Origin of the sequence: Amycolatopsis sp. cmx-8-4 (genome assembly GCF_046548675.1) — a bacterium.
Lineage (GTDB): Bacteria > Actinomycetota > Actinomycetes > Mycobacteriales > Pseudonocardiaceae > Amycolatopsis.
Map to the genome: position 1 here is coordinate 42,230 of NZ_JAEBDZ010000013.1, position 24,348 is coordinate 66,577.

Consider the following 24,348-nt stretch of genomic DNA (forward strand, 5'->3'; position numbering starts at 1 on the left):
CCACCGGCGCAGAAAGACGCGGTGCACGAACGACACGACGACGTACGCCGCCACCAGCACGGCGAAGAACGCCCCGGATCCGGTTGCCTATCCTTCCGCGGCCAGCTGCACCGCGACGTCGATGATCATGTCCTCCTGGCCGCCCACCAGCGCGAGTTCCCCGCAGCGGCGCAGGATCGCCTGCGCGGGCACGCCGTACCGCTCCGCCGCGCGCTCGGCGTGCAGCAGGAAGCTCGAGTACACCCCGGCCCAGCCCTGGACGATCGCGTTGCGGTCCATCTTCGGCCAGCGCTGCAGGTACGGCCGGACGACCTCCTCGGCCGCGTCGAGCAGGCCGCCGACGTCCAGGCCGGTGTCGACCTCCAGGCGGTCGAACACCGCCGCGAGGACCTCTGTCGGCGAGTTGCCCGCCCCGGCGCCGAGGGCGCAGAGCGACCCGTCGATGTAGCGGACCCCGGCTTCGTAGGCCAGCACGGAGTTCGCGACGCCGAGCGAGATGTTCTGGTGGCCGTGGTAGCCGACCCAGGCCTCGTCGCCGACTTCGGCGACCAGGGCCTCGAAGCGGGCGCGGGCTTCGTGCATCAGCAGCGCGCCCGCCGAGTCGGTGACGTAGGCCGCCTGGCAGCCCGCGTCCACCATGATCCGGGCCTGCTTCGCCAGGTCCTCGGGCGGCGTGCGGTGCGCCATCATCAGGAACCCGGCCGTCTCCATGCCCAGCTCGCGCGCCAGGCCGAAGTGCTGCGGCGAGACGTCCGCCTCGGTGCAGTGCGTCGCGACGCGGACCATCTCCGCGCCCGCGTCGAACGCCTGCTGCAGGTCTTCGGCCGTGCCGATGCCGGGCACCAGCAGCACCGCGATCTTCGCCTGCTTCGCCTCTTCCCGCGCCGCGGCGATCAGTTTCAGCTCGTCGACGGCGGAAAACCCGTACGTGAACGACGATCCGCCGAGGCCGTCGCCGTGGGTCACCTCGATCACCTCGACGCCGGCGCGGTCCAGCGCGCGCACCGTGTCACGCACCTGCTGCTCGGTGAAGCGGTGCGCCATGGCGTGACTGCCGTCGCGCAGCGTGGTGTCGACGATCCGGACGTCGTGCTTCAACTCGGGACGGCTCATGTCAAGACCTCCTGCTTCGCGCGGGCCATCAGCTCGCCCACCCGGGCGGCCGCGGCGGTCATGATGTCGAGGTTGCCGGCGTACTCCGGCAGGTAGTCGCCGTTGCCGCGGACCTCCAGGAAGATCCCGACGCGCGCGTTGCCGTCCCACTCCTCGCGCGCGTCGTCGAACTGCGGGTCGGCGCGCAACGAGTAGCCCGGGACGTACTTGCGGACCTCGTCGGTCATCTCGTGGATGGACGCGGTGATCGCGTCGCGGTCGGCGTCGATCCCGATCGCGCAGAACACCGTGTCCCGCATGATCATCGGCGGCTCGACCGGGTTGAGGATGATGATGGCCTTGCCGCGCCCGGCGCCGCCGATCTCGGCCACCGCGCCGGACGTCGTGCGGGTGAATTCGTCGATGTTCGCCCGTGTTCCGGGACCAGCGCCGCGGGAGGCGACCGACGCGACGATCTCCGCGTACGGCACCGGCGTCACCCGGGAAACCGCGTGCACCATGGGGATCGTGGCCTGACCGCCGCAGGTGATCATCGAGACGTTCGGGGCGTCGAGGTGCGCGCCGAGGTTCACCGGCGGGCACACCATCGGGCCGAGGTGCGCCGGGGTCAGGTCGATCACCTGGATGCCGGCGGCCTCGTAGCGCGGCGCATTCGCGGCGTGGGCCTTCGCCGACGTCGCCTCGAACACCAGCTGTGGCAACGGGTCCTGGCGCAGCAGCCAGTCGACGCCCTCGGCGGACGCCGCGATCCCTTGCGCGCGAGCGCGTTCGAGCCCGTCGGACTCGACCACGCCGACGACGTAACCGACTTCGATCACTTCACTGCGTCGCAGCTTCGCCAGCAAATCGGTGCCGATGTTGCCAGGGCCGACGATCGCCGCCATCACGGGAGCCATGCCCCGACCGTCGCACCGGGCCCGGCCCGCGCGACAGCCCGGTGTTCCGACCAGTGGAACGCCGTCAGCTCCAGATCGTCACGTAGACCGGCGGCCGGAAGCGGGACGGCGGCACCCCGTTGCCCGGCGCCCGCATCACGTGCATCGCGCCCGGCGTGCCCAGGAAGTGCCGCAGCGAGTTGGCCGCACCGGTGCGGCTCTGCCGCCCCGACGCCGAGGCGCGCCCCGGCCGCTACGCCGTGATCTACGCCGGGGAGGCCGACGACCTCGCCGCCGCGGGCCTGCCGTTCCGGCACCCGCGCGCGCCGTGCTGGATCGCCCGGGCGGGTTCGCGGTGGAAAGTGCACATCTGCACGTACGATCCGCCGGGCGGGCTGCGGTCGCACCGCGAGCAGATCGTGCGCGAGCTGGCGGCGGTGTACCGGCCGCGCTGCAACCGCGAACGGTACGAGCACGCCTGGGAGGACGAATGGATCGGGCACAGCCGGTGACGCCGGCGTTCGAGGTCGTGGCCGGGGCGGGTTCGCTGCGCAGCGTCAGCGGGGTGACGTTCCCGCACCGGTGGACACCCGCGGGGGTGAGCGTCGAGACCGACTTCACCGGCGGTCACCTGCTCAACCTCGCCGCCGCGGGGTGCGTCCTCAACGACCTGTACCGCGAGGCGGAACCCCTGGGCATCGAGCTGACCGGCGTCCGCGTGACGGCCGGCGGCGGCTTCGACACCGAGACCTGGGCGTCCACCGGGATCAGCTACCGGGTCGAGCTGGACTCCCCGGCGTCGGCCGAGGAGCTGGACCGGCTGCTGGCGGCGGTCGACGCCGTCGCCGAGATCCCCCGCGCGCTGCGGGCGGGGGCGACGGTGCGCCGCGTGCCCTGAACCGTCACGGCCGCGACCGCCGCGACCAGGGCGCCGCACCCCATGACCGCCGGGACCGACAGCGCGTCCACGACGAACCCGCCGGCCAGGGCGCCCGCCGACAGCGTGGCTTGGAAGGACGCCGTGAACACGACGGTCGCCGCCTCCGGGGCGTCCGGCGCCGCGCGAGCGAACCACGTCTGCGAGCACACCGGCACCGCGCCGTAGCCGAGTCCCCAGACGGCGAGCAGCGGGAACGCGCCGATCGGGCCGGCGAACGGCAGCGCCGCGGCGGCCACGACGATGAGGAGCGCCGCCGCGGTGAAGGTGACCGGGAGGCGGCGGGTGCCGGCGAGGAACGTCCCGGCGATCCCGGCCGCGCCGTAGACCAGCAGGTACGCACTGGTCAGGCCGGGACTGAGCAGAGCCGTCACGTAGGTGTAGGTGCCGAAGTGCGCCAGGACGACGAGGAACGTCACCGCGAGTCCACTTCGGACACCCGGCCGGCGGAGCAGGTTCTCGAGGACGGCGGCCCGGGTGACCGTGCCGGGTGGCAGCGGCGGCACGAACACCAGCAGCGCGGCGAGGGCGGCCAGGCTCAGCAGGGCGAGCAGGAGGAACGCCGTCCGCCAGCCGGCGAGCTGACCCACGAGCGTGCCGAGCGGCACGCCGAGCACCGAGCCGAGCGGGACGGCGGCGAAGATCACGGACGTCGCGCGGGCGGTGTTCGCGGGTGCGAGCCGCGGCGCGAGGCCGGCGCCGATCGACCAGAACCCGCCGATGACCAGGCCGACGAGGAACCGCGCGACGAGCAGCACCCAGAACGTGGGCGCGGCGGCGGTGAGGAAGCCGGATACGGCGAGCAGGACCATCAGCGCGGCGAGCATCGGCCGCCGGTCGAGCCGCGCGGTCGCGACGGTGACCACGGGCGCCGCGACGGCCGCGACGAACCCGGGCATGGTCATCGTCCACCCGGCGACCCCGGGCGAGACGCCGAAGCCGGCCGCGATCGGCGTCAGCAGCCCGATCGGGAGGATCTCGGTGGTGACGATGGCGAAGATCCCGAGCGTCACGGCGGCGACGGCAAGGGGGTGGCGTTCGGTCATGATCGCCAGTAGACGGGCCCGGGGACCGCGGGCGCTGGCGGTTTCGCGACAACTCGGGTGACGTCGGATTCCCGCCGGTTTGATCACCGGGGGTTCGGGGCAGATCAGCGGGAAGACCCGACCGAGGAGGTTCGATGGCCACACGCTGGCACGTCATCCCGCGGACCACGCCGCTCTGCTGGCTCAGCATGGCGGCCGGCGTCCTGTTGCTGGTGTCGAGCATCGTCACGCTGTCGATGTCCGCCGCGCGGATGCCGGCCCTGGAGATCATCGTGGCGGTGCTGGCGGTGGTCCTGATCGTCTGCGCCGCGCTGGGGCTGGCGAAACCGCAGCTCAGGGGCCGTTGAGTTTATTTGTCGATCGAGGAGTCGCCGTGACCGATCAGCCCGCAGGCGAAGCACAGCTCGCCGAGGTCCGGGAAAGCATCAAGGAAGCCAAGGAGGCCGCCGAGCAGGCGGAACACACCGGCATCGCCGACGCGACGCCGGACAAGGTGGAAGCCACCGAGGACGGCGGCGAAGGGGACGCCGAAGAGGCAGCGGACACCGACTGATCAGGGGCGCACGCAGCGCTGGGTGTCGATGTCCCAGGTGCCACCGCCGTCGAGGCAGTGGGTGAACTCCAGCTGGCCGTCCACCCAGGCTTTGTGGCCCGCGCAGACCTCGTACTTCGCTTCGTCGCCGTCACGGCACTGGTAGCCGTACTGCGGGGCCTTGCGGGTCGGTGTCGTCTTCCGGACCGGAGCCTTGGCGGCCGTCTTCGGCGGCGCCGAGGTCGGGACCGGCACGGAGGTTGGCGGCAGAGTGATCGTAGTCGTAGCCGGGGTCTGCTCCACCGTCACGACGACGGTCGGCGTGGGCGGCGCCGCGGGGACGAGGGTGGTCGCCGGGGCCGCGTCGCATCCGGCTGCCAGTACGGCGGCCACGAGCAGCGTTGCCGGGAACCCTGTCTTCACAGTGGCGTGTGTCGCCCGGTTCGGCCCGAAAGTTACCGGATCGCGGAAATCGTGCCTCGACCGCGACGAGCGCTAACCCGGTCGGCGGCGGGTGGTCGTGCGGCGGTGTGTGGTCGTCTTCCTCGGGGTCGCCGTCGTCGTATGGGCTCGGGTTGTCCGGTCGTCCGGGGCCGTCGTCGTGGTCACCGGGGGCGTTGTCGTCGAGACCGGCGGAGTCTCCGTCGATTCCGTTGTGGACGGAACCGGCGTCGTCGACGGCGGCACAACCTGACCGCTTCCCGACCGGCCGCTGCCACAGGCGGCGAGGACCACTCCCGCCGTCAGTACCAGGCCGCACCACCACACTCGCATCGCCGGGACGCTATCAGCGCGTCCCGCGCGAAAGGGGCGAAACGGCTCAACGCGGTGCGAAGCCGACCGCGTCGTGCAGGCGGGAGCTTCATCAGCGGCACCAGGCTCTGCCCGCCGGCGAGGACCTTCGCCTCGTCGCCGTGGTCGCGCAGCAGGCCGAGCGCCTCGTCGAGCTCGCGCGGTGCCTCGTAGGAGAACCGGGTCGGGTACATAGGTGTCCGTCCTCCGTCCTCAGTCCTCGTCCGGGACGGCGACCGGCAGGGTGTCCTCCTCGGGCTTCGGCCGAAGCCGCTGGTGCGGCGGCCAAGGGCCGGCGACGGGCTGCCCGGCCACCTTGAGGAACCCGATCAGCTGGGGCCACGCCCAGACGGTCGGGCCCGGCCCTTTCTTCGGCGCGTTCTCGACGAGTTTGTACAGCCGCGGATTGCCGCGGCTGTGCCCGTCGGACTCGATCCGCATGGCGCGTACCCGCTTCCGCCGTCGATCAGGTGATCGAATGGTCCACCCGGAGGACACGCAGGGCAACGAGCGAATAACCCTTCGCTTAACCGTCGAGGCAGGCCGTGGCGTACCACACGTGGGTGATCTTCGCGGCGGCGTGGGTGATCAGCGCGGATACCGGGTAACCGCCGCTTGATGGCCGGTTCGCGGCCCGAAAATCGAGGGGATGTGGTCCCGGTGTCCGAAGTGTCCCGGCTTCCGGTGGTCGTCAGCGAGAACTGGGATTGGCAGATGCGCGGGGCGTGCCGGGGGATGGACGCCGGCGTGTTCTTCCACAGCGACAACGAACGCGGGATGGCGCGCAAGCGCCGCGAAGACCTCGCCAAGCAGATCTGCGCGAGCTGCCCGGTGCGTCTGCAGTGCCTCGACCACGCCGTCGCGGTGCGGGAGACGCACGGCATCTGGGGCGGGCTCGGCGAGGGCGAGCTGCGTCAGCTGATCGCCACCCGCATCTGACTCAGCTGCTGGATCTCAACGATCAAGCACCGCGCCCGGGCGTCCTTCGTGACGGGCGTCGTGCAACCGGTCACCGGGGGGACAGCGGTCTGACGGCCGTGTCAGGACGGCGTCAGGGCCGTGTCAGGCGAGCCGCAGATAGTCGCCTCATGACAACGAACAGCGCGACCTGGTCCGGCATGGTGGAGATCGACGACACGGCCCTGGCGGTCACCGACACCGGCGGTCCCGGCATCCCGGTGGTCTACCTCAACGGCCAGTTCGCCACCCAGGGCTACTGGCGCCGGGTCGTCGCCGAGCTCGGCGACGGCTTCCGGCACATCACCTACGACGAGCGGGCGCGCGGCAAGTCCGAGCGCTCGGGCGACTACTCCTTCGAGGTCGCCGTCCGGGACGTCGACGCCGTGCTCGCCGCCCGGGGCGTGGACCGGGCGCTGGTGGTCGGCTGGTCCTACGGCGCGCTGGTCGGCGCGCACTGGGCCGCCCGGAACCCGGCGCGGACGATCGGCGCGGTCCTGGTCGACGGCGCCTTTCCGTACGACTGGCTCGACGACGCCATGGAGCAGCGGATCCGCAAGCTGTTCAAGCGGATGAGCTGGTTCCTGCCGCTGCTGCGCCCCACCGGCCTGGCCCCGCGGATGAGCGCCGAGCAGCAGGCCGAGAGCAACATCGAGATCGGCGTGCTCTCCCGCGAACGCGAGCTGGGCCCGGTGCTCGACGCGATCACCGTCCCGACGCGGTTCGTGGTCGCGTCGGGGACGTCGCTGGGCAGCCGCGGTGACGAGCAGGAGCGGATCCGGGCCGGCCTCGACGCCGCGGTCGCCCGCAACCCGCACATCGAGGTGAGCGCGAAGGTCGCGAGCAACCACGGCGCGATCCTGCGCAAGGACTTCGGCGCGGTCGCCGGGGCCGTCCGCGAGGTCGCGGGCACGCGGACCGGCGAGGACGGCGTTACGGCAGCAGGTAGCGCGTCAGCAGGCTCGACCCGTCGGTGAGCACGGTGCCGAGGTCCAGCTTCAGCGGGTCGAAGGCACCGCCGACGGCGGCGCGGTCCGCCGTTCCGGCCACCAGGAACGGCGCGACCGTCAGCCGGAACTCGTCGACCAAGCCCGCCTCGGCCAGCGACGCGAACAGCCGGGGCCCGCCTTCGCAGTCGATCCGGCGGAGACCACGCTCGGTCAGGGCGGCGACGGCGAGGTCGAGCGCGACGTGCTCCTCCCCCGCGACGATCACGTCGGCCCCCGCCGCGACCCAGGCGTCACGCTGGCCCTCCGGCGTCCGCTCGCTGGTGATGACGATGGTCGGCACGGCGGCGCGGGTGATCACGGGCGCGTCGGGCGGCAGGCCGCGGCCGGTGGTGACGACGGCGATCGGCGGGACGGGCTCGAGGCCGTGACGCCGGCGGCGGTCCGCGGTCTCCTCGTCCGGGTGGACGCCGTCGAACTCCTCGACCACCGCGGTCCCGGCGCCGAGCAGGACGACGTCGGCGAGGTCGCTGCCCAGCTTGAACACGACCCGGTCGGGTTCGGTCGAAAGCGGGCGCGAGCGGCCGGCGACGGTGATCGCGCCGTCCGTGCTCGACACGAAGTTGACGATCAGCCACTTCGCGACGTCGGGGAAGCGGTAGAGGGCTTCGAGGTCGTCCCGCCCGATTTCGCGGACGCTGTCGGTCGGCCAGATCTGCTGGAGTTTCACAGCCACCGCACCGCGTTCTTCGGCGGCCGGGTGCCGACGATGCTCGCGATCATCTCGACCACGTGCCGCGTCTCGCGGACCTGGTGCGCCCGGAACATCGCGGCGCCGTGCGCGGCCGCGAGCGCGGTGGCGGCCAGCGTCCCGGTGACCCGGTCGTCCATGCCGACGTCGAGCGTCTCGCCGACGACGCCCTTGTTGGACAGCGCCATCAGCACCGGCCACCCGGTGGCCACGAGCTTGTCGACGTTGCGCAGCACGGCCAGCGACTGGTGGGTGCTCTTCGAGAAGTCGATGCAGGGGTCGATCATGATGCCCTCGCGCGGGACGCCGCGTTCGACCGCGCGCTCGGCGAGTGCGGTCGTGTCGGCGATCACCGACGCGACGACGTCGTCGTAGACCGGCTTCACCGGGTCGGTGCGCGGGTCGAGACCGTCGGTGTGGGCGCAGATGTAGCCCGCGCCGTGCTCCGCGGCGACGTCCAGGATCTCGGCGTCGTAGGCGGCCCAGTTGTCGTTGATCAGGTCCGCGCCGGCGCGGCAGACGGCGTCGGCGACCTCGGCGCGGTAGGTGTCGACGCTGATCACGACGTCCGGGAAGTGCTCGCGGGCCCACGCCACGGTCGGGACGACCCGGGCGATCTCCTCCTTGACGGTGACCTCGGGGCCCGGGCTGGCCGGCACGCCGCCGATGTCGATCACGGCGGCGCCGTCGTCGAGCACCCGGCCGATCGCCGCCTGCGCCCGCTCCTCCTCGAACGTCACCCCGTTGTCGTAGAACGAGTCCGGGGTCCGGTTGACGATCGCCATCACCAGCGCGTTGTCGCTGGTGAGGCGCCGGCCCCGGAAGACGAGGTCGTGGATCGGCATGCGGTTCTCTCCTGTGCGGGACCGGCAGCGTGGTCGTCCCCGAGCATAGGCGATCATCGTTCTCTCGCGGTGCTCTCTCGCGCTCAGCCGAGGCTGGTGAAGAACTTCAGCGACCGGCCCGGCTCCGCGCGGAACGTCGCGCCGTGGTCGTTGCTGTAGGCCTCGCCGCCACCCGGGTAGGGGCCGGAGTCGTTGTACTCCAGGCCGTAGCAGCCGGTGGTGGTCGCCGAGCGGACCAGCAGCCCGTAGCGTTTCCCGGCCGTCACGGCGATGCCCGGCGTCACCGTGACCGCGCGCGGGGACCACCCGATCGACGTCGCCGGCACGACGGTCGTGCTCAGCGCGGCGCCGGTCGGCTGGAACTCCCCGGTCGCGGCGTAGACGCCGATTTCGAGGCCCGCGCCGGGGTTTCCGGCCTGGAAGCTCGTGTACGAGACGGCGGACAGCGTGCCGCTGCGGCTCGGGACGAATGTCTGGAACCGGGCGACGCCGGCGCCGACGTCGCAGTAGGTCCGGAAGCCGGTGACGCCGTCGGCCTGGTCCACGCCGGGCGCCGGGTCCTGGTGCCCGGCCGACCCGGTGGCGAGGTTCAGCGAGAAGGAGTTCCGGCAGGTCATCGGGGCGATCGCGCCCGTGGCGGTGAACTCGAGCGGCGCCCAGTAGTAGTTGGCGAGGGCTTCGTTGCGCTGCCCGTTGTTCCAGAGGTCACTGGCGTAGACGTAGGCGGTGCCCGACGTCGTCGGGAGCGCCGAGACGAACGCCGGCTGCCCGCCGCACGAGTCCTGGCTGATCTTCACCGGCGCCGACCACGGCCCCAGCGGGTTCGCCGCCGTCCGGTACGACGTGCCGGTGCCCGCGCAGTAGCCGCAGTTCGGGTCGGAGTAGGTCAGGTAGTAGACGCCGTTGCGCTTGAACAGGGCGGGCGCTTCGGTCTGGCTCTGGCCGAGCCGCGCGTAGGCGCCGGTGCCGGTCAGGTAGTTCGTGGCGAGACGCTCGACGACGATGTCGCCACCTGCCCGCCAGTCGGTGTAGGCGAGGTACGCGGTGCCGTCGGTGTCGACGAAGACATCGTGGTCGCCGTTGTTGACCCCACCCGCCGGCGCATTGTTGTTCACCGCGAGCGTCGGCACCGGGGCTTCGGTGAACGGCCCTGCCGGGTTCGCGCTGGTGAGGACCCGGAAGCCGACGCTGTTGTCGTAGACGTTGACCCAGAGCACGTACCTGCGGGTGGCCGCGTCGTAGCCGATGTGCGGCCGGAAGCAGCCGTAGGTGGCGCCGTTGCAGCGGGTCTGCCAGACGCCGGTGGCGTCGAACAGCTGGCCCCGGTCGGTCCAGTGGACCAGGTCGGGCGAGGTGTACACCTTGAACCCGCAGAACGGCGAACTCGTCGCCTGCCAGGCGAAACCGCAGTCGTAGCTGGTGCCGTAGAGGTAGTAGGTGCCACCGAAGAGGGCGATCTCGCCGTCGTGCGCGTCGACCGCGTCACCCCGCGTGTCGAACCGGACGACCTGGTTTCCCTGCGCGTCGAAGTTGGTGACGGTCGTGGTGAACGCGCGCGCTTCGGCGGGCGCGGCCGGCGTCACCGCCAGTACCGCCGCCAGCACGAGGGTGATCGCGGACCGGAGCCTGCGGGTGCCTGTCATCGTGCCGGCCTCCTTGCCGAATATGAAACGTTTCAAGTCTCTCGGGCTTTTACGCTAACCCATAGATTGCCCCCATGGCCGACTTCACCGACTTCAACCTCAAGCTGATCGTCGTCGAGCAGCTGATGTACACGGACAAGACACTGACGCCCGCGTTCCGCATCGCCGACGTCCTGGGCGTGCCGGACACCTGGGAGCACACCTACCGGCGCGGGCTCGCCCACCAGGTGGTCCCGGAGGCGCGCGACTACTTCGAGGCGCTGGAGATCAGCGACGAACTCCTGGCCACCGTGGAGAAGCTGGTCATGGACGGCGGCCTGCGGGTGTACCAGGAGTGCGCGCCGATCTGGGACGGCGAGGACGAGCTGTTCGACGTCAGCTCGCTCGACGATCTCGCACTGCTGCCGAACCTGCGGCGTGTCGTGGGCGCGGAGTTCCTCGGCCCGCGGTCGCGGGAGATCCTTCGCTCCCGCGGTGTCGCGGCGGACTGACCGAGCGGTCCGCGTCGCCGTAGTACCCCGCGGGCAGCTGCCGGAACCGGCGGCGGAAGCGCAGCCAGCCGACCAGCTGCGTGCCGGCCGCGAGCACGAGGTAGGACAAGGCGAACCACCCTTGCGCGCCGAGGTGGTCCAGGTCCATCCCGGCCGGCCACACCGCGACGAAGAACAGCGCGGACGGGGCGAACCGGTGGGCGTCCTGGGCGCGCAGCACGCCGTCGACGGCGCGGGACGCGGCGTCCTCGGCGATGATCGGCGCGCGCAGCACCCGGCCGAGGACCAGCGCGGTCGCCCCGGCCCCGGCGGCGAGCCCGAGCGTGCGGGCCCCGGCGTCCAGGGGCGCGGCCGGCTCGGCGAGGAACTGCAGGGCGCACAGGACGGCTCCCCCGCCGAACGTGATCGCCGTCGCGGCCAGGTGCCACCAGCCGACCTGCCGCGCCGCCGCACGCCACGGCGGCGGGGTGCCGGTGCCGGTCAGGCTCTCGGCGAGCTCTTCGCGCGTCTGCACCTGGCGCCACCGCATCACGAGCAACGCGGCCAGCACCGCGCCGAACAGCAACGGCCGGAGCAGTTCCAGCTCCCGCGGCGCGCGGAAACCCGGCCAGAAGACGAGGCAGACGACCAGCACGGCGAACACGCTCGGCCGCCGCAGCCATTCCCGGGTGCCGACGCGCAGCGCGAGCAGCCGGGTCGGCAGCCCGACCTCGACCCCGTGCCGCGCCAGCCACATCCGCGTGGCGGTCACCTCGGCGAACGACGGTTCGCCCGGCAGCCTCGGATCGACCGGCAACGCCGGTTCACGCACGACCAACCGAAAGCCTCCCAGCCCTCACCACCCGCGGGAAGTCTACGACAGGGCCCGGGCCGGGCTCACCGCGCGGGTTTGCCGGTGAAGGCCAGGGGACGCCCGCCGGATCCACTCCGGCCGACCGGCGAAGACCCGAGGGCACTTCGACCGGCCACGACCCGGACGACCTCGCCGTCGCCGGTGCGCACCACTACTTCCTCACCACAGCACGGACCCGGCCCACCACCGGTTCACCACGAGAACCCGCGGCAACTCACCAAACCAGCGCCCCGGCTCACCGCGCCGGTTTGCCCGCGAAGACCCAGCGGTTGCTCGCCAGGGCGTCGTGGCGTTCCGGCACCAGGTCCGCGCCGTGCTCCACCGCGAGGTCGAACGGCGTGCGGACCGATGTCTCCCAGCCGCGGGCCCGCAACGCGGCCGCCGAGTCCGGGCGGGGTTCGGCGTCGAACAGCGCCGTCAGGTCGACGCCGATCTGCTCCTTCGCGCTGCGGTAGATCGCGCTGGTGCGGTACTCCACGCCGAGCTTGACCTCGTACGCCAGGCAGCTGCCGGGCGTACCCAGCCGGTCGACCGTCGTGATGAGCCGGCGCTCGGCGTCGGCGGGCAGGTAGAGCAGCAGGCCCTCGGCCAGCCACGCCGTCGGGACGCGCGGGTCGAACCCCGCCTCGCGCAACGGCCGGACCCAGTCGTCGCACAGGTCCACCGCGACCGTCGTGCGGGCCGCGCTCGCCGTCGCGCCGAGGTCGTCCAGGACTTCCTGCTTGAACGCCAGCACGTCCGGCCGGTCCAGCTCGAACACCGGGTAGCCGGCCGGCCAGGCGAACCGGAAGGCCCGCGAGTCCAGCCCGGCGCCCAGCAGGACGACCTGCCCGGCGCCGGCGCACACCGCGCCGAGCAGGAAGTCGTCCAGGACCCGGGTGCGCAGGCCGAAGTAGCGCCCGAGCCGGCCCCACAACGGGTTCGCCGCCCCGCCGGGGACGTCGTGCCAGTGCACCGGCCACTCCCCCGACGCCCGCGCCGCCCGGACGAAGTGCCGCGCGAACCCGTCGTGCGCCAGGGAATCCGGCCGGGTCGCCTCGATCGCCCTGGCCGCGGCGACCATCAGCGCGGTCCGGCCGACGCCGCCTTCGACACCTCGGGTGGTGACCACTCGTCCTCCTCCGCGAATCGGGTCCACGACGCGGGCCGGTCGTGCGTGGTCGTCCGCGCCCCGTAGACGGTTTCCATGAACCGCAGGGTTTCCTCGTCGGACCGGTGCAGGGCGGTCGTGCAGTCGGTCAGGACCGTCAGGTGGAATCCCTTCTGGAACGCCGTTCTCGCCGTCGAGTCCACGCAGACGTCGGCGTAGACCCCGGCGAGGACGAGGTGCCCGATCCGGCGCCGGCGCAGGTACTGCCCGAAGCCGTGCGCCAGGAACGCGTCGAAGCAGGCGTACTTGGTGAAGACGCGCTCGCCGGCCGCGGGCGCGACCTTGTGGAACTCCGCGCCCCACGAACCGGTCCGGCACTTCGGCTGTTTGCCCAGCACCCGGTCGCGCCGCCGCCAGCTCGGCCGCTGGTGCTCGACGTCGCCGAGGAACCGCACGAAGACGACCTCGGTGCCGGCCCGCCGGGCGAGGTCGACGGCGCGCGCGGCGTTCGTCGTGGCCCGCTGCAACGTCCCCGGTGCGCCGCGGTACCGGGCCGCGACGACGGGCCCGGCGCAGAAGTCGTTCTGCAGGTCCACGACGACCAGGGCCGTTTTCACGCGCCCGCCACCGGCACCCGGCCGGCCGCGGGATCCAGCGCGGCGAGGACTTCGGCCACGACCTCGGTGGTCGACTGCCGGCCGCCGACGTCCGGGGTGCCGACGCCCCGGTCGCGGGCGGCGTCCAGCGCCCGCTCGGTCACCGCGATGGCGCCCGGGCAGCCCGCGTGCCGCTCGGCGATGGCCGCGGCGGCCCGGATGGTGGCCGTCGGGTTGACCCGGCCGGTCCCCGCGAGGTCGTCGGCCGAGCCGTGCACGGTCTGGTACTCGACGAGCCCGGCGACGTCCGGGTGCAGGAGGACGTTCTCGGTGTAGCGGCGCTCCTGGCGTTCACCGCCGAACGCGTCGAGCAGGACGACGTGCATGATGTCGGCCCACTCGTTGCCCGCGACGACCAGCGTGCGCGGGGTGAGGCCGTGCTCGATCAGGTTGCGGTTCACCGTGTCCGGCTGGCAGAGCTCGACGGTCACCCCGAGCCGGCCGGCGATCTCGGCGACCCACTCGCCGAGCGCGCCGTCGAGCAGGTGGAACTTGTACGCCAGGACGATCCGGGCGGGTCCGTCGCCGGGCCACTGCGCCCAGGCCCGGCGCAGCGCGAACACGATCACCTTCTCGGTGATCTCCTTGCTGAACACCGTCGTGCGGGTCAGCACGCCCGGCGTGTGCCGGTTTTCGCCGGTGTAGAAGCCCTGGGCCTGGTCCCGGACCAGCAGCAGGCCCGGCGTGATCGGGTCGACCTTGACCGCCTGCAGCCGCTCCCGGACCAGGTAGAGCGACTGCGCGTTGATCGCCGTGCGGAAGATCGCCGGGACGTCGGCCCGCGCCTGCTCCCGGCAGAACCGCTCGTAGTGCTCGGCGTCCTCCTGGGTCAGCCGGCGGATCCGCTCGGTTTCCCCTTCACCCTTCAGTGAGAAATAGGAATGGTACAACCGGGGCGAGCGCACGATTTCGATTTCGGTCGAGTGCCGGAGGCCGATTCGGGTCAGCACGTTTTCGAAGACGTCCGCCAGTTCCGGACCGGTGCCCCGGCCGACCGCCAGCCCGACGACCGGCCGCGCGCGGTGCGCGCCCATTCAGCCGGCCACGTTCGCGACCAGGTGGTCGCCGGCGATGCCGACCTTGTCCGGGCTGTAGTAGTCCTTGATCGCCGCGGTCCAGACCGGCACCCGGACGCGGTCGCCCGCCGACGGCCCGAAGGCCTCGAAGAGGGCGTCGATGTTGTCGCGGTCGAACCCGATCGCCGTCATCAGGGCGACGAACAGCGGGCGTTCGATCATCCCGTCACCGTCCGGATCCCCCAGTGCCGCAAGGGATTCCGCGAACTCGGTCACCGTGGCGTCGAACCGTTCCGGCGACAGCACGCAGGCCGCGTACTCGTCGTAGCTCACCTTGCCGTCGTGGTTCGCGTCGAGCTCCCGTTCCAGGGTGGTCCAGTACCGGTGGAAGGCCGCCTCCATCGCCTGCTTCGCGGCGGCGCCGGAGCCCTGGGCCGCCCGCAGCACGCGGTCCGCCATCGTCGAGAAGTCCCGTTCTTCGAGATAGCCGTTCCGGTCGACGTCGAAGAGGGTGAAAACGAGCTTGATCCGGTCGACCGCGGTGGCACCCATCGATTTTTGACCTTTCGCGTCGGGATTGTTCCCCGAGCAGTTTGCGCCCGGCGGGGCGGGCCGTGAATCCGTTTCACCCCAAGGTGTGGAATCACCGTTTCGCCGCGTTTTCACCGGGGCGCACCACCGGTTCACCCCGGCCGGGGCACGCCCCGGCACACACGGTGATGCTCAGCGACGGGCGGCCTCCAGCGCGGCGACCAGAGCGTCGACGCCGAACGCGAACTCGGCGTCGTGGTCGCAGACCGCCAGGTGCGGGGCGGCCGCCACGACGTGCGGCAGGCCGGACGCCGCCAGCTCGGTTTCGCGCCGCCCGGCGCCTTCGACGTCGGCGCCGCTGAACGCCGGCCCCGCGGACACCTCCCGCAGCAGCGAGCCGACCAGGAAGGCGAGCGACGTCCGCAACGCGTGCACAGCGCGGTCCGGCGGGAACCCGGCCCGGTCGAGGACGGCCAGCACCGCCTCGGTCGGCCCGAGCGCGGCGGGCGCGTCGAGCTGGCGGGTCAGCACCAGCGGCACGCAGCGCGGGTGCCGGAGCGCGGAGCGGCGGAAGGCGTGGGCGACCGCCCGGACGTCGGCTGCGAGGTCGCCGCTCGGTGCCGGCAGACGCAGGCCGGCCAGCACCGCCTCGGTGATCGCGTCGAGCAGCGCGTCCCGGCTCGCGACGTGGTTGTAGAGGCTCATCGCGTCGACGCCCAGCCGCTTGGCGACACCGCGCATGGTCAGCCGTTCGACGCCCTCGGCTTCGGCGAGCGCCATCGCGGCGTCGACGATCCGCCTCCGCGACAAGGGTTCCTGCCCACGCCGGGGCCGGCCGCGCCGCGGCGGGTCCGTCTCGGTGTCCATCACGCACCTCCTGGACAAAACCTACAGCGTAGGTCTACGGTCGGCACATACCTACGGCGTAGGTTTTATCCCATCAAGACTGAGGACCCCGGATGACGACCGCCTACACCCTGCCGCCGGAAGACGTGCTGCGCGCTCGCGAGAAGCTCGTCCTCGACCACTTCCACGACGAGGTGCGCCAGGCCTGGGACGACGTGCTGGAGACGTTCCCGCACCCGCACTACGAGCTGATCGCGTCGATGACGGTCCACGACGGCACCAGCGAGGTCCGCGGCTACTACCACGACACCCGCGTCGCCTTCCCCGACCAGGACCACGAGATCATCGCCCTGCGCCACACGGCCGACGCCGTGGTCGTCGAGTTCTGGCTGAAGGGCACCCACCTCGGCCCGCTGGGCAAGATCCCGCCGACGGGCAGCACGCACCGCACCCGGATGACGGCGTACTTCGTCTTCGACGCGCAGGAGAACCTGGTCACCGAGCGCGTCTACTTCGACCAGCTGACCGTGCTGAAGCAGCTGCTGGGCGGACTGGACAAGAAGAACCCGAAGGACCTGGCCACGTTGGTGCGCGCGGTGTTCGGCGCGTTGAGCGAGGCCGGCGGCGAACCGGATCCCCGGCTGCTCGGCTGAAAAGGCGGGGGCGGACGGGGTCACCGTCCGCCCCCGCTCACTTCACCTGGTCAGCGCCGGCAGGGGTTGCCGGCGGGGTGGGCGGTGGTTCCGTGCACGTCGGCCTGGGACTCCGCGAGCACGATCTTGGCGAGCGCCGTGTCCAGCGCGACCGCCTGCTGCTTCACGACGCCGTTCACCACGGTCTGGCCGTTCAGCTTCAGCGATCCGATGACCAGCGGGATGGTCAGCGGGGCCGAGCCGACCGTGACCGCGAGGCCGTTGATCTTCAGCGAGGCGATGTTCGAACTGCCCGCCAGCGCCGGGGCGAGACCGCCCGTGGCCGGCTGGCAGGTCGCCGACGCCTGCGACTGGATCACGCCCAGCTCGATGGTCAGCCCGAGCGTGCTGATCACCGTCTTGTCGATCTTGGCGGTGGCCTGCGCGTGGTCACCGGCGGCCGGGGCCGCCGACTGGTTGTCCGGCGTGACGTCCGTCGACGCGGTCAGCGCCTTGGTCTCCACCTTGATCAGGCCGGCGTTGAGCGTCGCGCCCAGCACGGTCTGGCTGTCGTCGGCGCAGGGCAGGTCCGCCGGGTTGGCGACGCCGGCCGTGATGCCGATGACGTTGGCGGCCGTGCCGGTGCAGGAGAACGCGCCGTCCCGGTCGTCGTCGGTGATCGTGCCGATCCCGGTCGGGTCGACCAGGCCCGCGCCGACCGGCGCCGACAGCGTCACCGTGAACGTCTCGTCCGGCTCGTCGACCGTGTCCGGGTTGACCAGCACGGTCACCGGTTTGGCCGTCTCACCGGGCGCGAAGGTGACGTCGCCGCTCGCCGCCGCGTAGTCCGCCGGCGCGCTCGCCGTGCCGTCGGCGGTGGCGTAGTGGACCGTCACCGGGTTCGGGCCGGCTCCGCCCAGCAGCGACACGGTGAAGGTCGCCGGCACCGGAGCACCGCCGGATCCTTCGGCCACCGTGACGTCGTTGATGCTCAAGCCGAGCACCCGCACGGTCGTCGTCTCGACGTAGCCGCGCGAGACGCCGTCGACCAGGTAGTCGACGGTGCAGTGGTAGGTCCCCGGCGCGGCGTTCGCCGCGGCGGCCACCGTCTCGGTGAAGGTGGCGACGTCACCGCTGGGCACCTTCACGCTGGCGGGCGCGTTGGTGACCGTGAGCTGCGGGTCGCACGTCGTGACGTGCGGGGCCACCGTGACCTCGATGGACTTGATGCCGTCGAGGATGGCCTGCGACACCGCGCTCGAGGGCACGTTGTTGAGCAGCACGCCGCCGGTCGCGGCGGTGATCGCACTGGCCTGCCCGTCGAGGTCGAGCGCGCCGACGTTGACCGCGACGACGCGGATGTTCGCGGCCTTCAGCGCGTCGATGGTCTGGGCCAGGTTGTGCCCGCCGCTCGGGTCGTGCGACGGCGCGTCGCCGAACCAGGCGACGATGCGCGTGCCGTCCGGGCGGAACGTGACCGCGCCGGTGGCCAGCTCGTACAGGGCGTTGAGGTCGGCTTCCGGGCCGTCGCCGCCACCGGAGGCGACCCATTGGTTCGTGCCGGCCTGGACCGCCGCGGTATCACCGGTGATGCCCGTGTTGACGCGGAAGGCGAAGGGGTCGCCGAAGTCCTTGTACTCGGCGACGCCGAAGTGCGCGGTCGGCTGCGCGGCGAGCACGTCACCGGTGATGGTGTTGGCGTTCGCGCGCACGTTGCCGATCGCGGCGCCCATGCTGCCCGTGGTGTCGGCGAGCAGCACGAGGTCGGGGTTCGGCGGCACGGCCGACGTCGTGACGTGCTTGGTCACGGTGGTGCTCTGGCCCGCGTTGAGCGTGAGGTCGACGGTGGCCGGATCGACCCCGGGCGGCGCCGCGGCGGCGACGGCCGTCGGTGCGAGCAACGCCGTGACGGCCGTCAAGGCGACGAACACTGATCTTCGGGACATGACTTCCCTTTCGAGATTTCCGGTGCCTGGCCTGAAGAAGACGGAAAATGGCCTGCTTCGTTAGCACTTCGCCCGCAGTTCACCCGGAGTGCCCTGTGTCAAGGCGCTCAATGGGCGATCACCGGGAAATCGGGCTACTCAACCAGGTACTGACCGGGCCGAGCCGTCGAAAGCCGATCGGAAACCGTCACACTCCAGAGCGACGCCGGCCCGGGGTATTTGCACAATGCGTGCTCGACGGGAAGCGGGAAACCCTCGATCTTTCTCACCGGAAACGCAAAGAATGACCCGAATGCCGCAGTGGCCGGGCTACGAAAGGTCGGCCAGGTCGAGCACGAAGCGGTACCGGACGTCGTTGCGGCCGAGCCGCTCGAGGGCTTCGTTCACCTGCTTCGACGGGAGCACCTCGACGTCGGCGGCGACGTCGTGTTCGGCGCAGAACTCCAGCATCTCCGCCGTCGTCGGGCGGCCGCCGCTGCCCGCGGAGCCCAGCTTCTTGCGGCCGACGAGCAGATCCATCATCTGCACGGTGACCGGGCCCAGGTGCCCGACGACGCTGAGGGTGCCGTCCAGCGCGACCAGCTTCAGGTACGGGCCGAGGTCGTGGGGCACCGCGATGGTGTCGACGACGACGTCGAACCGGTCCCGCGCCGCGGCCAGCTGCCGCTCGTCGGTGGACACGACCAGGTCGTGGGCGCCGAGGCGGCGGGCGTCCTCGGCCTTGCCGGCGGTCCGGCTGATGACCGTCGCGCTCGGCGCCGAGCGCGACGGCGAGCTTGACCGCGAGGTGGCCGAGGCCGCCGAGCCCGGCCACGGCGACGCGCGTGCCCGGGCCGACGTCCAGCGCCCGCAGCGGCTCCCAGACGGTGATCCCCGCGCACAGCAACGGCGCCGCGGCCGCGGGGTCGAGTCCCGCGGGCAGCGGGTAGGTGAAGCCCTCGCGGACGACGTACTCGCGGGAGTAGCCGCCCAGCGTGGGGGTGCCGTCGTGGCGGTCGGTGCCGCCGTAGGTCAGGGTCGGGAACGCGTAGCAGAAGTTCTCCTGCCCCCGCCGGCACATCGGGCACTCCCCGCACGAGTCCACGATGTTGCCCACGGCGACGGCGTCCCCGGCGGCGAACCGCGTGACACCGCTCCCCACCTCGGTCACCACGCCGGTGAACTCGTGGCCGGGCACCAGCGGCGCGTCCCGGCCGGGCCGGCCCAGCGCGTGGAGGTCGCTGTGGCAGACCCCGCAGTAGTCCACGCGCACGGCGACGTCGTCCGCCCGCAGGTCACGGCGTTCGAGCGGCACCTGCCGCAGCGCGTCCCCGGCGTGGTCGGCCTGCCAGCCCACGGTCGTCCTCATGGCTCACTCCTCAAACAAACAGACTGTTCGGTCTATTTGACCGTAGCCGAACACGGGGAGATCCGGCAAACAGACTGGTCTGTTGTTATCGTGGGCCGCATGGCCGACAAGCCCCTGACCTCGCGGGGAGCCGCGACGAAGCAGCGCATCATCGACGTGGCGACCCAGGAGTTCGCGCGGTACGGCCTGGCCGGGGCGCGCGTCGAGCGGATCGTGGCCGCGGCCCGCACCAACAAGGCGCAGCTCTACGGCTACTTCGGCAGCAAGGAAGAGCTGTTCGACACGATCTTCCTGGACTCGATGGGCTCGATCCGCGACGGCGTCCCGATCGACGCCGGCGACCTCGCGGACTGGGCCGTGCGCCTGTACGACGAGTACCTCCGCCGGCCCGACCTGATCCGGCTGGCCACCTGGGTCCGCCTGGAGCGGCGCCCCGCCGGGCACCTCGTCGCCGACGCCGACCGCCTCGACGCCGCCAAGCTCGGCGCCATCGCCGACGCGCAGGCCGCGGGGCTCGTCCGGGCCGGGGACCCGTTCGACCTGATGGCCGTGGTGATCGCGATGTCGATGGCGTGGTCGCCGGTCAGCAACGTCTACGCCGCCACCGGCGAGGAACCGCCGGAGCTGCACGAGCAACGCCGGACGCTCCTGCGGGAGAGCGTCCGGCGCGCTGTCGCACCCGGGTAGGACTCAGTAGCGGAAGGACCGGGTCCCGGTCAGCGACCAGGCGCGGGCGACCCGGCCGTCGCGCACGGACAGCAGGTCGGCGCCGCTCGCCGCGGGTCCGGTCCACAGGAACGCGACGGTGCCCCGGTCGGAATCGACGATCGGCGCGCGGTGCGGCGTCAGGACCGCGGGTTCCGGGCGCGCGAGCGGGCCCGCCGCGCCGGAGAAGAACCCGAAGTCCCCGGTGATGACGTCCACCGGCTCGCCGGCGCGCCACCGGAGCCAGCCGTCGAGGACCTTCTCGAGGTCGTCGTCGGCGGTGTACGCCGGGTCGGGCGCGGTGTCGCGCCGCTCCCCCACGAACGTCCAGTTCTCCGCGATCCGGCCGCCGTGCACGATGTTGACGTCGAAGCCGGTCAGCTTCTGCCCGTCCGCCTTGCCGACGTCCCACAGGTAGGCGAAGTGGTCACCGCCGTCGGCGAGCACCCGCGGGCGGAAGATGTTGACGTGCTTGCCGCGGTACCCGTCGAGGAACCGCACCTGCTCCGCCGGCCCGACCACGCTGTCGAGACCCGGAGTCTGCCCGGACCACTGCACGCAGGCGGGGCTCATCAGCTCGTGCGCCAGCGCGGGGTCCTCGTTCCACATGCGGCACCACTGCCGCATCCGCTCTTCGTTGGTTTCCATGTCCGCCACGGTTCCAGCGGACCGCGACACCGTCCTGTCGGTGTTCGGCGTCACATTTCACCGCAGGGCTTCGGCGTCCAGCCGGTCGAGTTCCGCGGCCCACTCGGCCTCGCGCGGGCGGAACCGCTCGCCGGTCGGCGCGGTGGCGGTGATGCGGTGCAGCTGGAACCCGCGGACGCCGTCGCGCAAGCGGCACCACGCGACGAGGTACCAGCCGTGCGGCCCCCACAGCAGGCCCATCGGCTCGACGTCGCGCTCGGAGGCCGCACCCGCCCGGTCGGTGTAGGTCACGTGCAGCACCCGGCTCGACACCACGGCGTCCTCGACCGTGTCCGCGACCGCACCGCGGATCACCGGCAGGTCGGGGTGCGGGCCGACCCGGTGCACCCGCGCGGCCAGCGCGTCCTCCCGGCGGCGCACGTCGGGCGGCAGCACGGCCAGCACCTTCTGGGCCGCCCGCCGCGCGGCGTCCGCGAAGGGCGTGGCCGACGCGGCCCGCAGCGCGACGCTGATCGCCAGCGCCTCGCGCGCGGTCAGCGTCACGGGCGGGAGGGTGCGCTCGCGGTCCAGGCTGTACCCGCCGTTGCGCCCGGTGTCGCTCCGGATGGCGACGCCGGACTCCCGTAGCGCGTCGAGGTCCCGTTCGACGGTGCGGACGCTGACCTCGAACCGCCGCGCCAGCCAGGTCGCACTGCGCGGTCGCGGCGAGACGGCGCGAAGCTCTTCCACGAGGGCGTACAGCCTTTCGGTGCGATTCACGAGAGCTAATTTATCTGCCGTCCACCGGCCGATTCCGGCCGCTCACCGCAGGCCACCGGCCCGGGCTGTTACAGATCCGGGCTCATTCGCGACAGCACTGTCGAGAATGACGGGGAGGGTGGTCGGGTGACGGGCGAACGACAGGTAAGGCTGCGGCTGGGCACCCGTGAGGTCTCGGCTCCGGCCGAATTCGGCCGCGAGGTGGTGAAGTACGCCGGAATCACGGTCCAGCGCGTCGAAGACGGCGACCTGATCGGCCAGGCGTGGGTCCCGGTGGGCACGACACCGACGTTCGCGGACGACGAAGCGCTGATCGCGGAGTGGCACGAGGCACTCCGATGGACCCACGCCCCCGCCGACGTCTGACCCTCGCGGCGCTGGTCGGCACCGCCCGATTCAGAGTTCCCTTAATCCACTGTTGCGGACCGCGGACCCGGCGGGGACGATCGGCGGTCATGCAGGTGCCGGCGCAGTTCGAGTACGAGCGGGCCTCCAGTATCGGGCATGCCTCGAACTGCTGGCCAAGTACGGCCCCGAGGGCCGGGTGATCGCCGGCGGGCACAGTCTCATCCCGATGATGAAGCTGCGGCTGGCGCGGCCCGAAGCCCTGGTCGACATCAACGAGCTCGGCGAGCTGTCCCGGATCGAGGTCGTCGGCGGGGAGCTGCGGATCGGGGCTCTCGTGCGGCACGCCGAACTGCCCGGCGCTGGTGAGCGAAACACCTCGGCCGTCTCGACGAGCGGGTAGGTGTCGCCGGCAAGGTTCCGCAAGCGGTGGGTGTCGCGGCGTCCGCCGGACGTTCCCACCGCGGAAGACCAGCTCAGACCAGGATGACCCGGCGGCCTCGCGTGTGCCCGGCGTGGCTGTCGATGTGCGCGTCCGCAGCCTCGGCGAGGCTGTACGACTTCTCGACCGGGATGCGGAGCTTCCCGCGCGCGATGAGGCCGGCGGCCTCGACGAGCGCGTCCGGCACGCTCCCGGCCGTGTCCGAGAACCGGACGCCGAGCGCGGGCGCACCGACATCGGCGATGGAGACCACCTTGGCCGGATCGCCGGTCAGCGCGACGAGCTCGCGGATCACGCCCGAGCCGGCCAGGTCGAGCGCGGCGTCGACCCGGCCGAGCTGCCGCACCCGCTCGACCCAGCCCTCGCCGTAGGTCGTGGCGACGGCGCCCAGGCCGCGCACGTAGTCCTGGCTCGCGGCCCCGGCCGTGCCGATCACCGTGATGCCGCGGTCACGGGCGATCTGCAGCACCGCGGACCCGACTCCGCCGGAGGCGCCGCTGACCAGCAGCGTCTGGCCGGGCCGCACGCCGACCTGGCGGATGACGCGCAACGCCGTCTCGACGACCGAGGGGTAACCGGCGGCCTCCGCGAACGTCAGGCCCTCGGGCATCCGGGCCCAGGCCGACAGCACCGCGAACTCGGCGTAGGTGTCCGAGCCTTCGCCGAACACGCGGTCGCCCACCTCGACGCCGTCGACGCCGTCACCGACCTCGTCCACCACTCCGGAAGCGTCGATCCCGACTCCGGCGGGCAGCCGCAGCGGATGGGCCTTCAGGAACTGGCCTTCCCGGACCCGCCAGTCGACGGGGTTCACCCCCGCGGCCCGCACGGCGACGCGGACCTGACCGGCGCCCGCGTGGGGCTCCTCGGCGTCTTCGAGGCGCAGGACGTCCGGACCGCCGAACTCGGCGAAGCTCACTCTCTTCATGCCGCCGACGTTAGCACTAACGGTTAGTGTTTCGCACTGACTACGCTTTCGTAGCTGATAGCATCAGCCCATGACCGAGCCGGGACGCCGTGAGCGCAAGAAGGCCGCGACCCGCCAGAAGATCGCCGACACCGCCCTGCGGCTCTTCCTGGAGCGCGGGTACGACGCGGTGGGCATCCGCGACGTCGCCGCCGAGGCCGACGTCGCCGTGACCACGCTCTTCTCCCACTTCGCCGCGAAAGAGGCCTTGGTGTTCGAGCGGGACGACGACTTCGAGCAACGCCTCACCCAGGCGGTCACCGGCCGGGCGCCGCACGAGCCGCTCATGCCCGCGCTGCGCCGCGAGGTCCACGCCCTGGTGCGCCACTGCACAGCGGAGGGCGCCGCCCCGATCCGGCGCATGATCGACGGGTCACCCGCGCTGCGGGAGTACGAGGAGTCGATGCGGCTGCGCCACGCGGATTCCCTGGCCGCGGCCATCGCCGCCGACCCCGGCCTGGCACGGACCCCCACGGCCTGCCGCACGATCGCCAGGTTCGTGATCGACGCCTACTCCCTGTCCCGCGAGGCGGCCGATCCGCAGGCGGCCGTCGACGAGATCTTCGGGATGATCGAGGCCGCCTGGGAGGTCACCCGGCCTGTTGCCGCAGGTCGCTGACCCACCCGGCGCGGCA

Annotated in this window: 32 protein-coding genes and 3 pseudogenes; 13 read left to right on the forward strand and 22 right to left on the reverse strand. The window is 72.1% G+C overall.

From position 1 onward, the window contains the following. Positions 1-87: 87 nt before the first annotated feature. The 3 genes and pseudogenes from dmpG to ACLJQZ_RS26565 form a co-directional block, all read right to left on the reverse strand. Positions 88-1,113 (reverse strand): 4-hydroxy-2-oxovalerate aldolase, encoded by a 1,026-nt coding sequence (dmpG, locus tag ACLJQZ_RS26555; RefSeq protein WP_410622584.1) that lies wholly within the window; start codon positions 1,111-1,113, stop codon positions 88-90. Continuing rightward, positions 1,110-2,009: an acetaldehyde dehydrogenase (acetylating) gene (locus tag ACLJQZ_RS26560; RefSeq protein ID WP_410622585.1), complete on the reverse strand. Its 900-nt coding sequence runs from the start codon at positions 2,007-2,009 to the stop codon at positions 1,110-1,112. Before ACLJQZ_RS26560 ends, dmpG begins: the two co-directional genes overlap by 4 nt. A gap of 64 nt (positions 2,010-2,073) precedes the next feature. Continuing rightward, a pseudogene (locus ACLJQZ_RS26565) lies at positions 2,074-2,196 on the reverse strand (LysR family transcriptional regulator); the annotation flags it as partial. Here ACLJQZ_RS26565 and ACLJQZ_RS26570 point away from each other — a divergent pair. Both ACLJQZ_RS26570 and ACLJQZ_RS26575 read left to right on the forward strand, forming a co-directional pair. Then, entirely contained in the window at positions 2,165-2,500 is a 336-nt protein-coding gene (locus ACLJQZ_RS26570; protein WP_410622586.1) for a hypothetical protein, read from the forward strand. The pseudogene ACLJQZ_RS26565 and the gene ACLJQZ_RS26570 sit on opposite strands and share 32 nt — an antisense overlap. Further along, a pseudogene (locus ACLJQZ_RS26575) lies at positions 2,479-2,811 on the forward strand (OsmC family protein); the annotation flags it as partial. The gene ACLJQZ_RS26570 and the pseudogene ACLJQZ_RS26575, both read left to right, overlap by 22 nt. On the opposite strand, the gene ACLJQZ_RS26580 reads toward ACLJQZ_RS26575, so the two are convergent. After that, entirely contained in the window at positions 2,760-3,971 is a 1,212-nt protein-coding gene (locus ACLJQZ_RS26580) for an MFS transporter (RefSeq protein WP_410622587.1), read from the reverse strand. The pseudogene ACLJQZ_RS26575 and the gene ACLJQZ_RS26580 sit on opposite strands and share 52 nt — an antisense overlap. A 134-nt stretch (positions 3,972-4,105) precedes the next feature. On the opposite strand from ACLJQZ_RS26580, the gene ACLJQZ_RS26585 reads away from it, so the two are divergent. Both ACLJQZ_RS26585 and ACLJQZ_RS26590 read left to right on the forward strand, forming a co-directional pair. After that, positions 4,106-4,318 carry a hypothetical protein gene (locus ACLJQZ_RS26585; protein WP_328615789.1) on the forward strand — a complete coding sequence of 71 codons (213 nt, stop codon included), beginning with the start codon at positions 4,106-4,108 and terminating at the stop codon, positions 4,316-4,318. Positions 4,319-4,344: 26 nt separating this feature from the next. Further along, the gene (locus tag ACLJQZ_RS26590; RefSeq protein WP_410622588.1) at positions 4,345-4,524 is read left to right on the forward strand and encodes a hypothetical protein; all 180 of its coding nucleotides are present in this window, start codon (positions 4,345-4,347) and stop codon (positions 4,522-4,524) included. Here the strand turns inward: ACLJQZ_RS26590 and ACLJQZ_RS26595 are convergent, their stop codons facing one another. Beyond that, a complete protein-coding gene (locus ACLJQZ_RS26595; protein ID WP_410622589.1) occupies positions 4,525-4,926 on the reverse strand; it encodes a hypothetical protein in 402 nt (133 codons plus the stop codon). A gap of 109 nt (positions 4,927-5,035) precedes the next feature. On the opposite strand from ACLJQZ_RS26595, the gene ACLJQZ_RS26600 reads away from it, so the two are divergent. Further along, the gene (locus ACLJQZ_RS26600) at positions 5,036-5,197 is read left to right on the forward strand and encodes a hypothetical protein (RefSeq protein WP_410622590.1); all 162 of its coding nucleotides are present in this window, start codon (positions 5,036-5,038) and stop codon (positions 5,195-5,197) included. Positions 5,198-5,246: 49 nt separating this feature from the next. Here the strand turns inward: ACLJQZ_RS26600 and ACLJQZ_RS26605 are convergent, their stop codons facing one another. Together ACLJQZ_RS26605 and ACLJQZ_RS26610 are read right to left on the reverse strand one after the other, a co-directional pair. Next, positions 5,247-5,489 carry a hypothetical protein gene (locus ACLJQZ_RS26605; protein ID WP_410622591.1) on the reverse strand — a complete coding sequence of 81 codons (243 nt, stop codon included), beginning with the start codon at positions 5,487-5,489 and terminating at the stop codon, positions 5,247-5,249. A 19-nt stretch (positions 5,490-5,508) separates the two neighbouring features. Then, the gene (locus ACLJQZ_RS26610; RefSeq protein WP_410622592.1) at positions 5,509-5,736 is read right to left on the reverse strand and encodes a hypothetical protein; all 228 of its coding nucleotides are present in this window, start codon (positions 5,734-5,736) and stop codon (positions 5,509-5,511) included. A 219-nt stretch (positions 5,737-5,955) separates the two neighbouring features. Here ACLJQZ_RS26610 and ACLJQZ_RS26615 point away from each other — a divergent pair, with 219 nt between their 5' ends. Next, the gene (locus ACLJQZ_RS26615; RefSeq protein ID WP_247052696.1) at positions 5,956-6,234 is read left to right on the forward strand and encodes a WhiB family transcriptional regulator; all 279 of its coding nucleotides are present in this window, start codon (positions 5,956-5,958) and stop codon (positions 6,232-6,234) included. A 149-nt stretch (positions 6,235-6,383) separates the two neighbouring features. Further along, complete coding sequence (locus ACLJQZ_RS26620; protein WP_410622593.1) at positions 6,384-7,229, forward strand: alpha/beta fold hydrolase; 846 nt, start codon at positions 6,384-6,386, stop codon at positions 7,227-7,229. On the opposite strand, the gene ACLJQZ_RS26625 is transcribed toward ACLJQZ_RS26620, so the two are convergent. The 3 genes from ACLJQZ_RS26625 to ACLJQZ_RS26635 all read right to left on the reverse strand — a co-directional run bounded on the left by ACLJQZ_RS26625 (position 7,186) and on the right by ACLJQZ_RS26635 (position 10,438). Continuing rightward, positions 7,186-7,929 carry a pyrimidine reductase family protein gene (locus ACLJQZ_RS26625; protein ID WP_410622766.1) on the reverse strand — a complete coding sequence of 248 codons (744 nt, stop codon included), beginning with the start codon at positions 7,927-7,929 and terminating at the stop codon, positions 7,186-7,188. The genes ACLJQZ_RS26620 and ACLJQZ_RS26625 overlap by 44 nt on opposite strands. Beyond that, positions 7,926-8,795, reverse strand: a complete 870-nt coding sequence (gene folP, locus ACLJQZ_RS26630) for a dihydropteroate synthase (protein WP_410622594.1) — start codon at positions 8,793-8,795, stop codon at positions 7,926-7,928. Before folP ends, ACLJQZ_RS26625 begins: the two co-directional genes overlap by 4 nt. A gap of 83 nt (positions 8,796-8,878) precedes the next feature. Next, positions 8,879-10,438, reverse strand: coding sequence for a family 43 glycosylhydrolase (locus ACLJQZ_RS26635; RefSeq protein ID WP_410622595.1), 1,560 nt, complete (start codon positions 10,436-10,438; stop codon positions 8,879-8,881). Between the two features lie 74 nt (positions 10,439-10,512). On the opposite strand from ACLJQZ_RS26635, the gene ACLJQZ_RS26640 reads away from it, so the two are divergent. Next, entirely contained in the window at positions 10,513-10,929 is a 417-nt protein-coding gene (locus ACLJQZ_RS26640; protein WP_410622596.1) for a DUF6892 domain-containing protein, read from the forward strand. Here the strand turns inward: ACLJQZ_RS26640 and ACLJQZ_RS26645 are convergent. The 6 genes from ACLJQZ_RS26645 to ACLJQZ_RS26670 form a co-directional block, all read right to left on the reverse strand. Beyond that, the gene (locus ACLJQZ_RS26645) at positions 10,814-11,746 is read right to left on the reverse strand and encodes a hypothetical protein (RefSeq protein ID WP_410622597.1); all 933 of its coding nucleotides are present in this window, start codon (positions 11,744-11,746) and stop codon (positions 10,814-10,816) included. The two genes, ACLJQZ_RS26640 and ACLJQZ_RS26645, sit on opposite strands and share 116 nt — an antisense overlap. Before the next feature lie 271 nt (positions 11,747-12,017). Beyond that, the gene (locus ACLJQZ_RS26650) at positions 12,018-12,893 is read right to left on the reverse strand and encodes an SAM-dependent methyltransferase (protein WP_410622598.1); all 876 of its coding nucleotides are present in this window, start codon (positions 12,891-12,893) and stop codon (positions 12,018-12,020) included. Beyond that, positions 12,845-13,489 (reverse strand): cysteine hydrolase, encoded by a 645-nt coding sequence (locus tag ACLJQZ_RS26655; protein WP_410622599.1) that lies wholly within the window; start codon positions 13,487-13,489, stop codon positions 12,845-12,847. Before ACLJQZ_RS26655 ends, ACLJQZ_RS26650 begins: the two co-directional genes overlap by 49 nt. Then, complete coding sequence (locus ACLJQZ_RS26660) at positions 13,486-14,562, reverse strand: isocitrate/isopropylmalate family dehydrogenase (protein WP_410622600.1); 1,077 nt, start codon at positions 14,560-14,562, stop codon at positions 13,486-13,488. The genes ACLJQZ_RS26655 and ACLJQZ_RS26660 overlap by 4 nt, the downstream gene beginning before the upstream one ends. Further along, complete coding sequence (locus tag ACLJQZ_RS26665) at positions 14,563-15,096, reverse strand: EF-hand domain-containing protein (protein ID WP_247052713.1); 534 nt, start codon at positions 15,094-15,096, stop codon at positions 14,563-14,565. 171 nt (positions 15,097-15,267) lie between these two features. Beyond that, positions 15,268-15,942 (reverse strand): TetR/AcrR family transcriptional regulator C-terminal domain-containing protein, encoded by a 675-nt coding sequence (locus ACLJQZ_RS26670; RefSeq protein ID WP_410622601.1) that lies wholly within the window; start codon positions 15,940-15,942, stop codon positions 15,268-15,270. Positions 15,943-16,034: 92 nt separating this feature from the next. Between ACLJQZ_RS26670 and ACLJQZ_RS26675 the strand changes: the two genes are divergently transcribed. Next, positions 16,035-16,574, forward strand: a complete 540-nt coding sequence (locus ACLJQZ_RS26675; RefSeq protein ID WP_410622602.1) for an ester cyclase — start codon at positions 16,035-16,037, stop codon at positions 16,572-16,574. Between the two features lie 50 nt (positions 16,575-16,624). On the opposite strand, the gene ACLJQZ_RS26680 is transcribed toward ACLJQZ_RS26675, so the two are convergent. The 3 genes and pseudogenes from ACLJQZ_RS26680 to ACLJQZ_RS26690 form a co-directional block, all read right to left on the reverse strand. Next, positions 16,625-18,499 carry a Calx-beta domain-containing protein gene (locus ACLJQZ_RS26680; protein WP_410622603.1) on the reverse strand — a complete coding sequence of 625 codons (1,875 nt, stop codon included), beginning with the start codon at positions 18,497-18,499 and terminating at the stop codon, positions 16,625-16,627. Positions 18,500-18,808: 309 nt separating this feature from the next. Continuing rightward, on the reverse strand, positions 18,809-19,240 hold the full coding sequence (locus ACLJQZ_RS26685) for a zinc-binding dehydrogenase (RefSeq protein ID WP_410622767.1): 432 nt from the start codon (positions 19,238-19,240) through the stop codon (positions 18,809-18,811). A 235-nt stretch (positions 19,241-19,475) separates the two neighbouring features. After that, positions 19,476-19,847, reverse strand: a pseudogene (locus tag ACLJQZ_RS26690) (alcohol dehydrogenase catalytic domain-containing protein); the annotation flags it as partial. Between the two features lie 99 nt (positions 19,848-19,946). On the opposite strand from ACLJQZ_RS26690, the gene ACLJQZ_RS26695 reads away from it, so the two are divergent. Continuing rightward, positions 19,947-20,534, forward strand: coding sequence for a TetR family transcriptional regulator (locus tag ACLJQZ_RS26695; protein ID WP_410622604.1), 588 nt, complete (start codon positions 19,947-19,949; stop codon positions 20,532-20,534). A 3-nt stretch (positions 20,535-20,537) separates the two neighbouring features. Here ACLJQZ_RS26695 and ACLJQZ_RS26700 read toward each other — a convergent pair whose 3' ends face one another. Both ACLJQZ_RS26700 and ACLJQZ_RS26705 read right to left on the reverse strand, forming a co-directional pair. Next, positions 20,538-21,200, reverse strand: coding sequence for a hypothetical protein (locus tag ACLJQZ_RS26700; RefSeq protein ID WP_410622605.1), 663 nt, complete (start codon positions 21,198-21,200; stop codon positions 20,538-20,540). A 57-nt stretch (positions 21,201-21,257) separates the two neighbouring features. Then, complete coding sequence (locus tag ACLJQZ_RS26705) at positions 21,258-21,959, reverse strand: helix-turn-helix transcriptional regulator (protein ID WP_410622606.1); 702 nt, start codon at positions 21,957-21,959, stop codon at positions 21,258-21,260. A 126-nt stretch (positions 21,960-22,085) separates the two neighbouring features. Between ACLJQZ_RS26705 and ACLJQZ_RS26710 the strand changes: the two genes are divergently transcribed. Both ACLJQZ_RS26710 and ACLJQZ_RS26715 read left to right on the forward strand, forming a co-directional pair. Further along, positions 22,086-22,325 carry a hypothetical protein gene (locus tag ACLJQZ_RS26710; protein ID WP_410622607.1) on the forward strand — a complete coding sequence of 80 codons (240 nt, stop codon included), beginning with the start codon at positions 22,086-22,088 and terminating at the stop codon, positions 22,323-22,325. 52 nt (positions 22,326-22,377) lie between these two features. Continuing rightward, positions 22,378-22,707, forward strand: a complete 330-nt coding sequence (locus ACLJQZ_RS26715; RefSeq protein ID WP_410622608.1) for an FAD binding domain-containing protein — start codon at positions 22,378-22,380, stop codon at positions 22,705-22,707. Positions 22,708-22,780: 73 nt separating this feature from the next. Here ACLJQZ_RS26715 and ACLJQZ_RS26720 read toward each other — a convergent pair whose 3' ends face one another. Continuing rightward, positions 22,781-23,674, reverse strand: a complete 894-nt coding sequence (locus tag ACLJQZ_RS26720) for an NADP-dependent oxidoreductase (protein WP_410622609.1) — start codon at positions 23,672-23,674, stop codon at positions 22,781-22,783. Positions 23,675-23,744: 70 nt separating this feature from the next. Here ACLJQZ_RS26720 and ACLJQZ_RS26725 point away from each other — a divergent pair, with 70 nt between their 5' ends. After that, positions 23,745-24,332 carry a TetR/AcrR family transcriptional regulator gene (locus tag ACLJQZ_RS26725; protein ID WP_410622610.1) on the forward strand — a complete coding sequence of 196 codons (588 nt, stop codon included), beginning with the start codon at positions 23,745-23,747 and terminating at the stop codon, positions 24,330-24,332. The last annotated feature ends 16 nt before the right edge of the window (positions 24,333-24,348 follow it).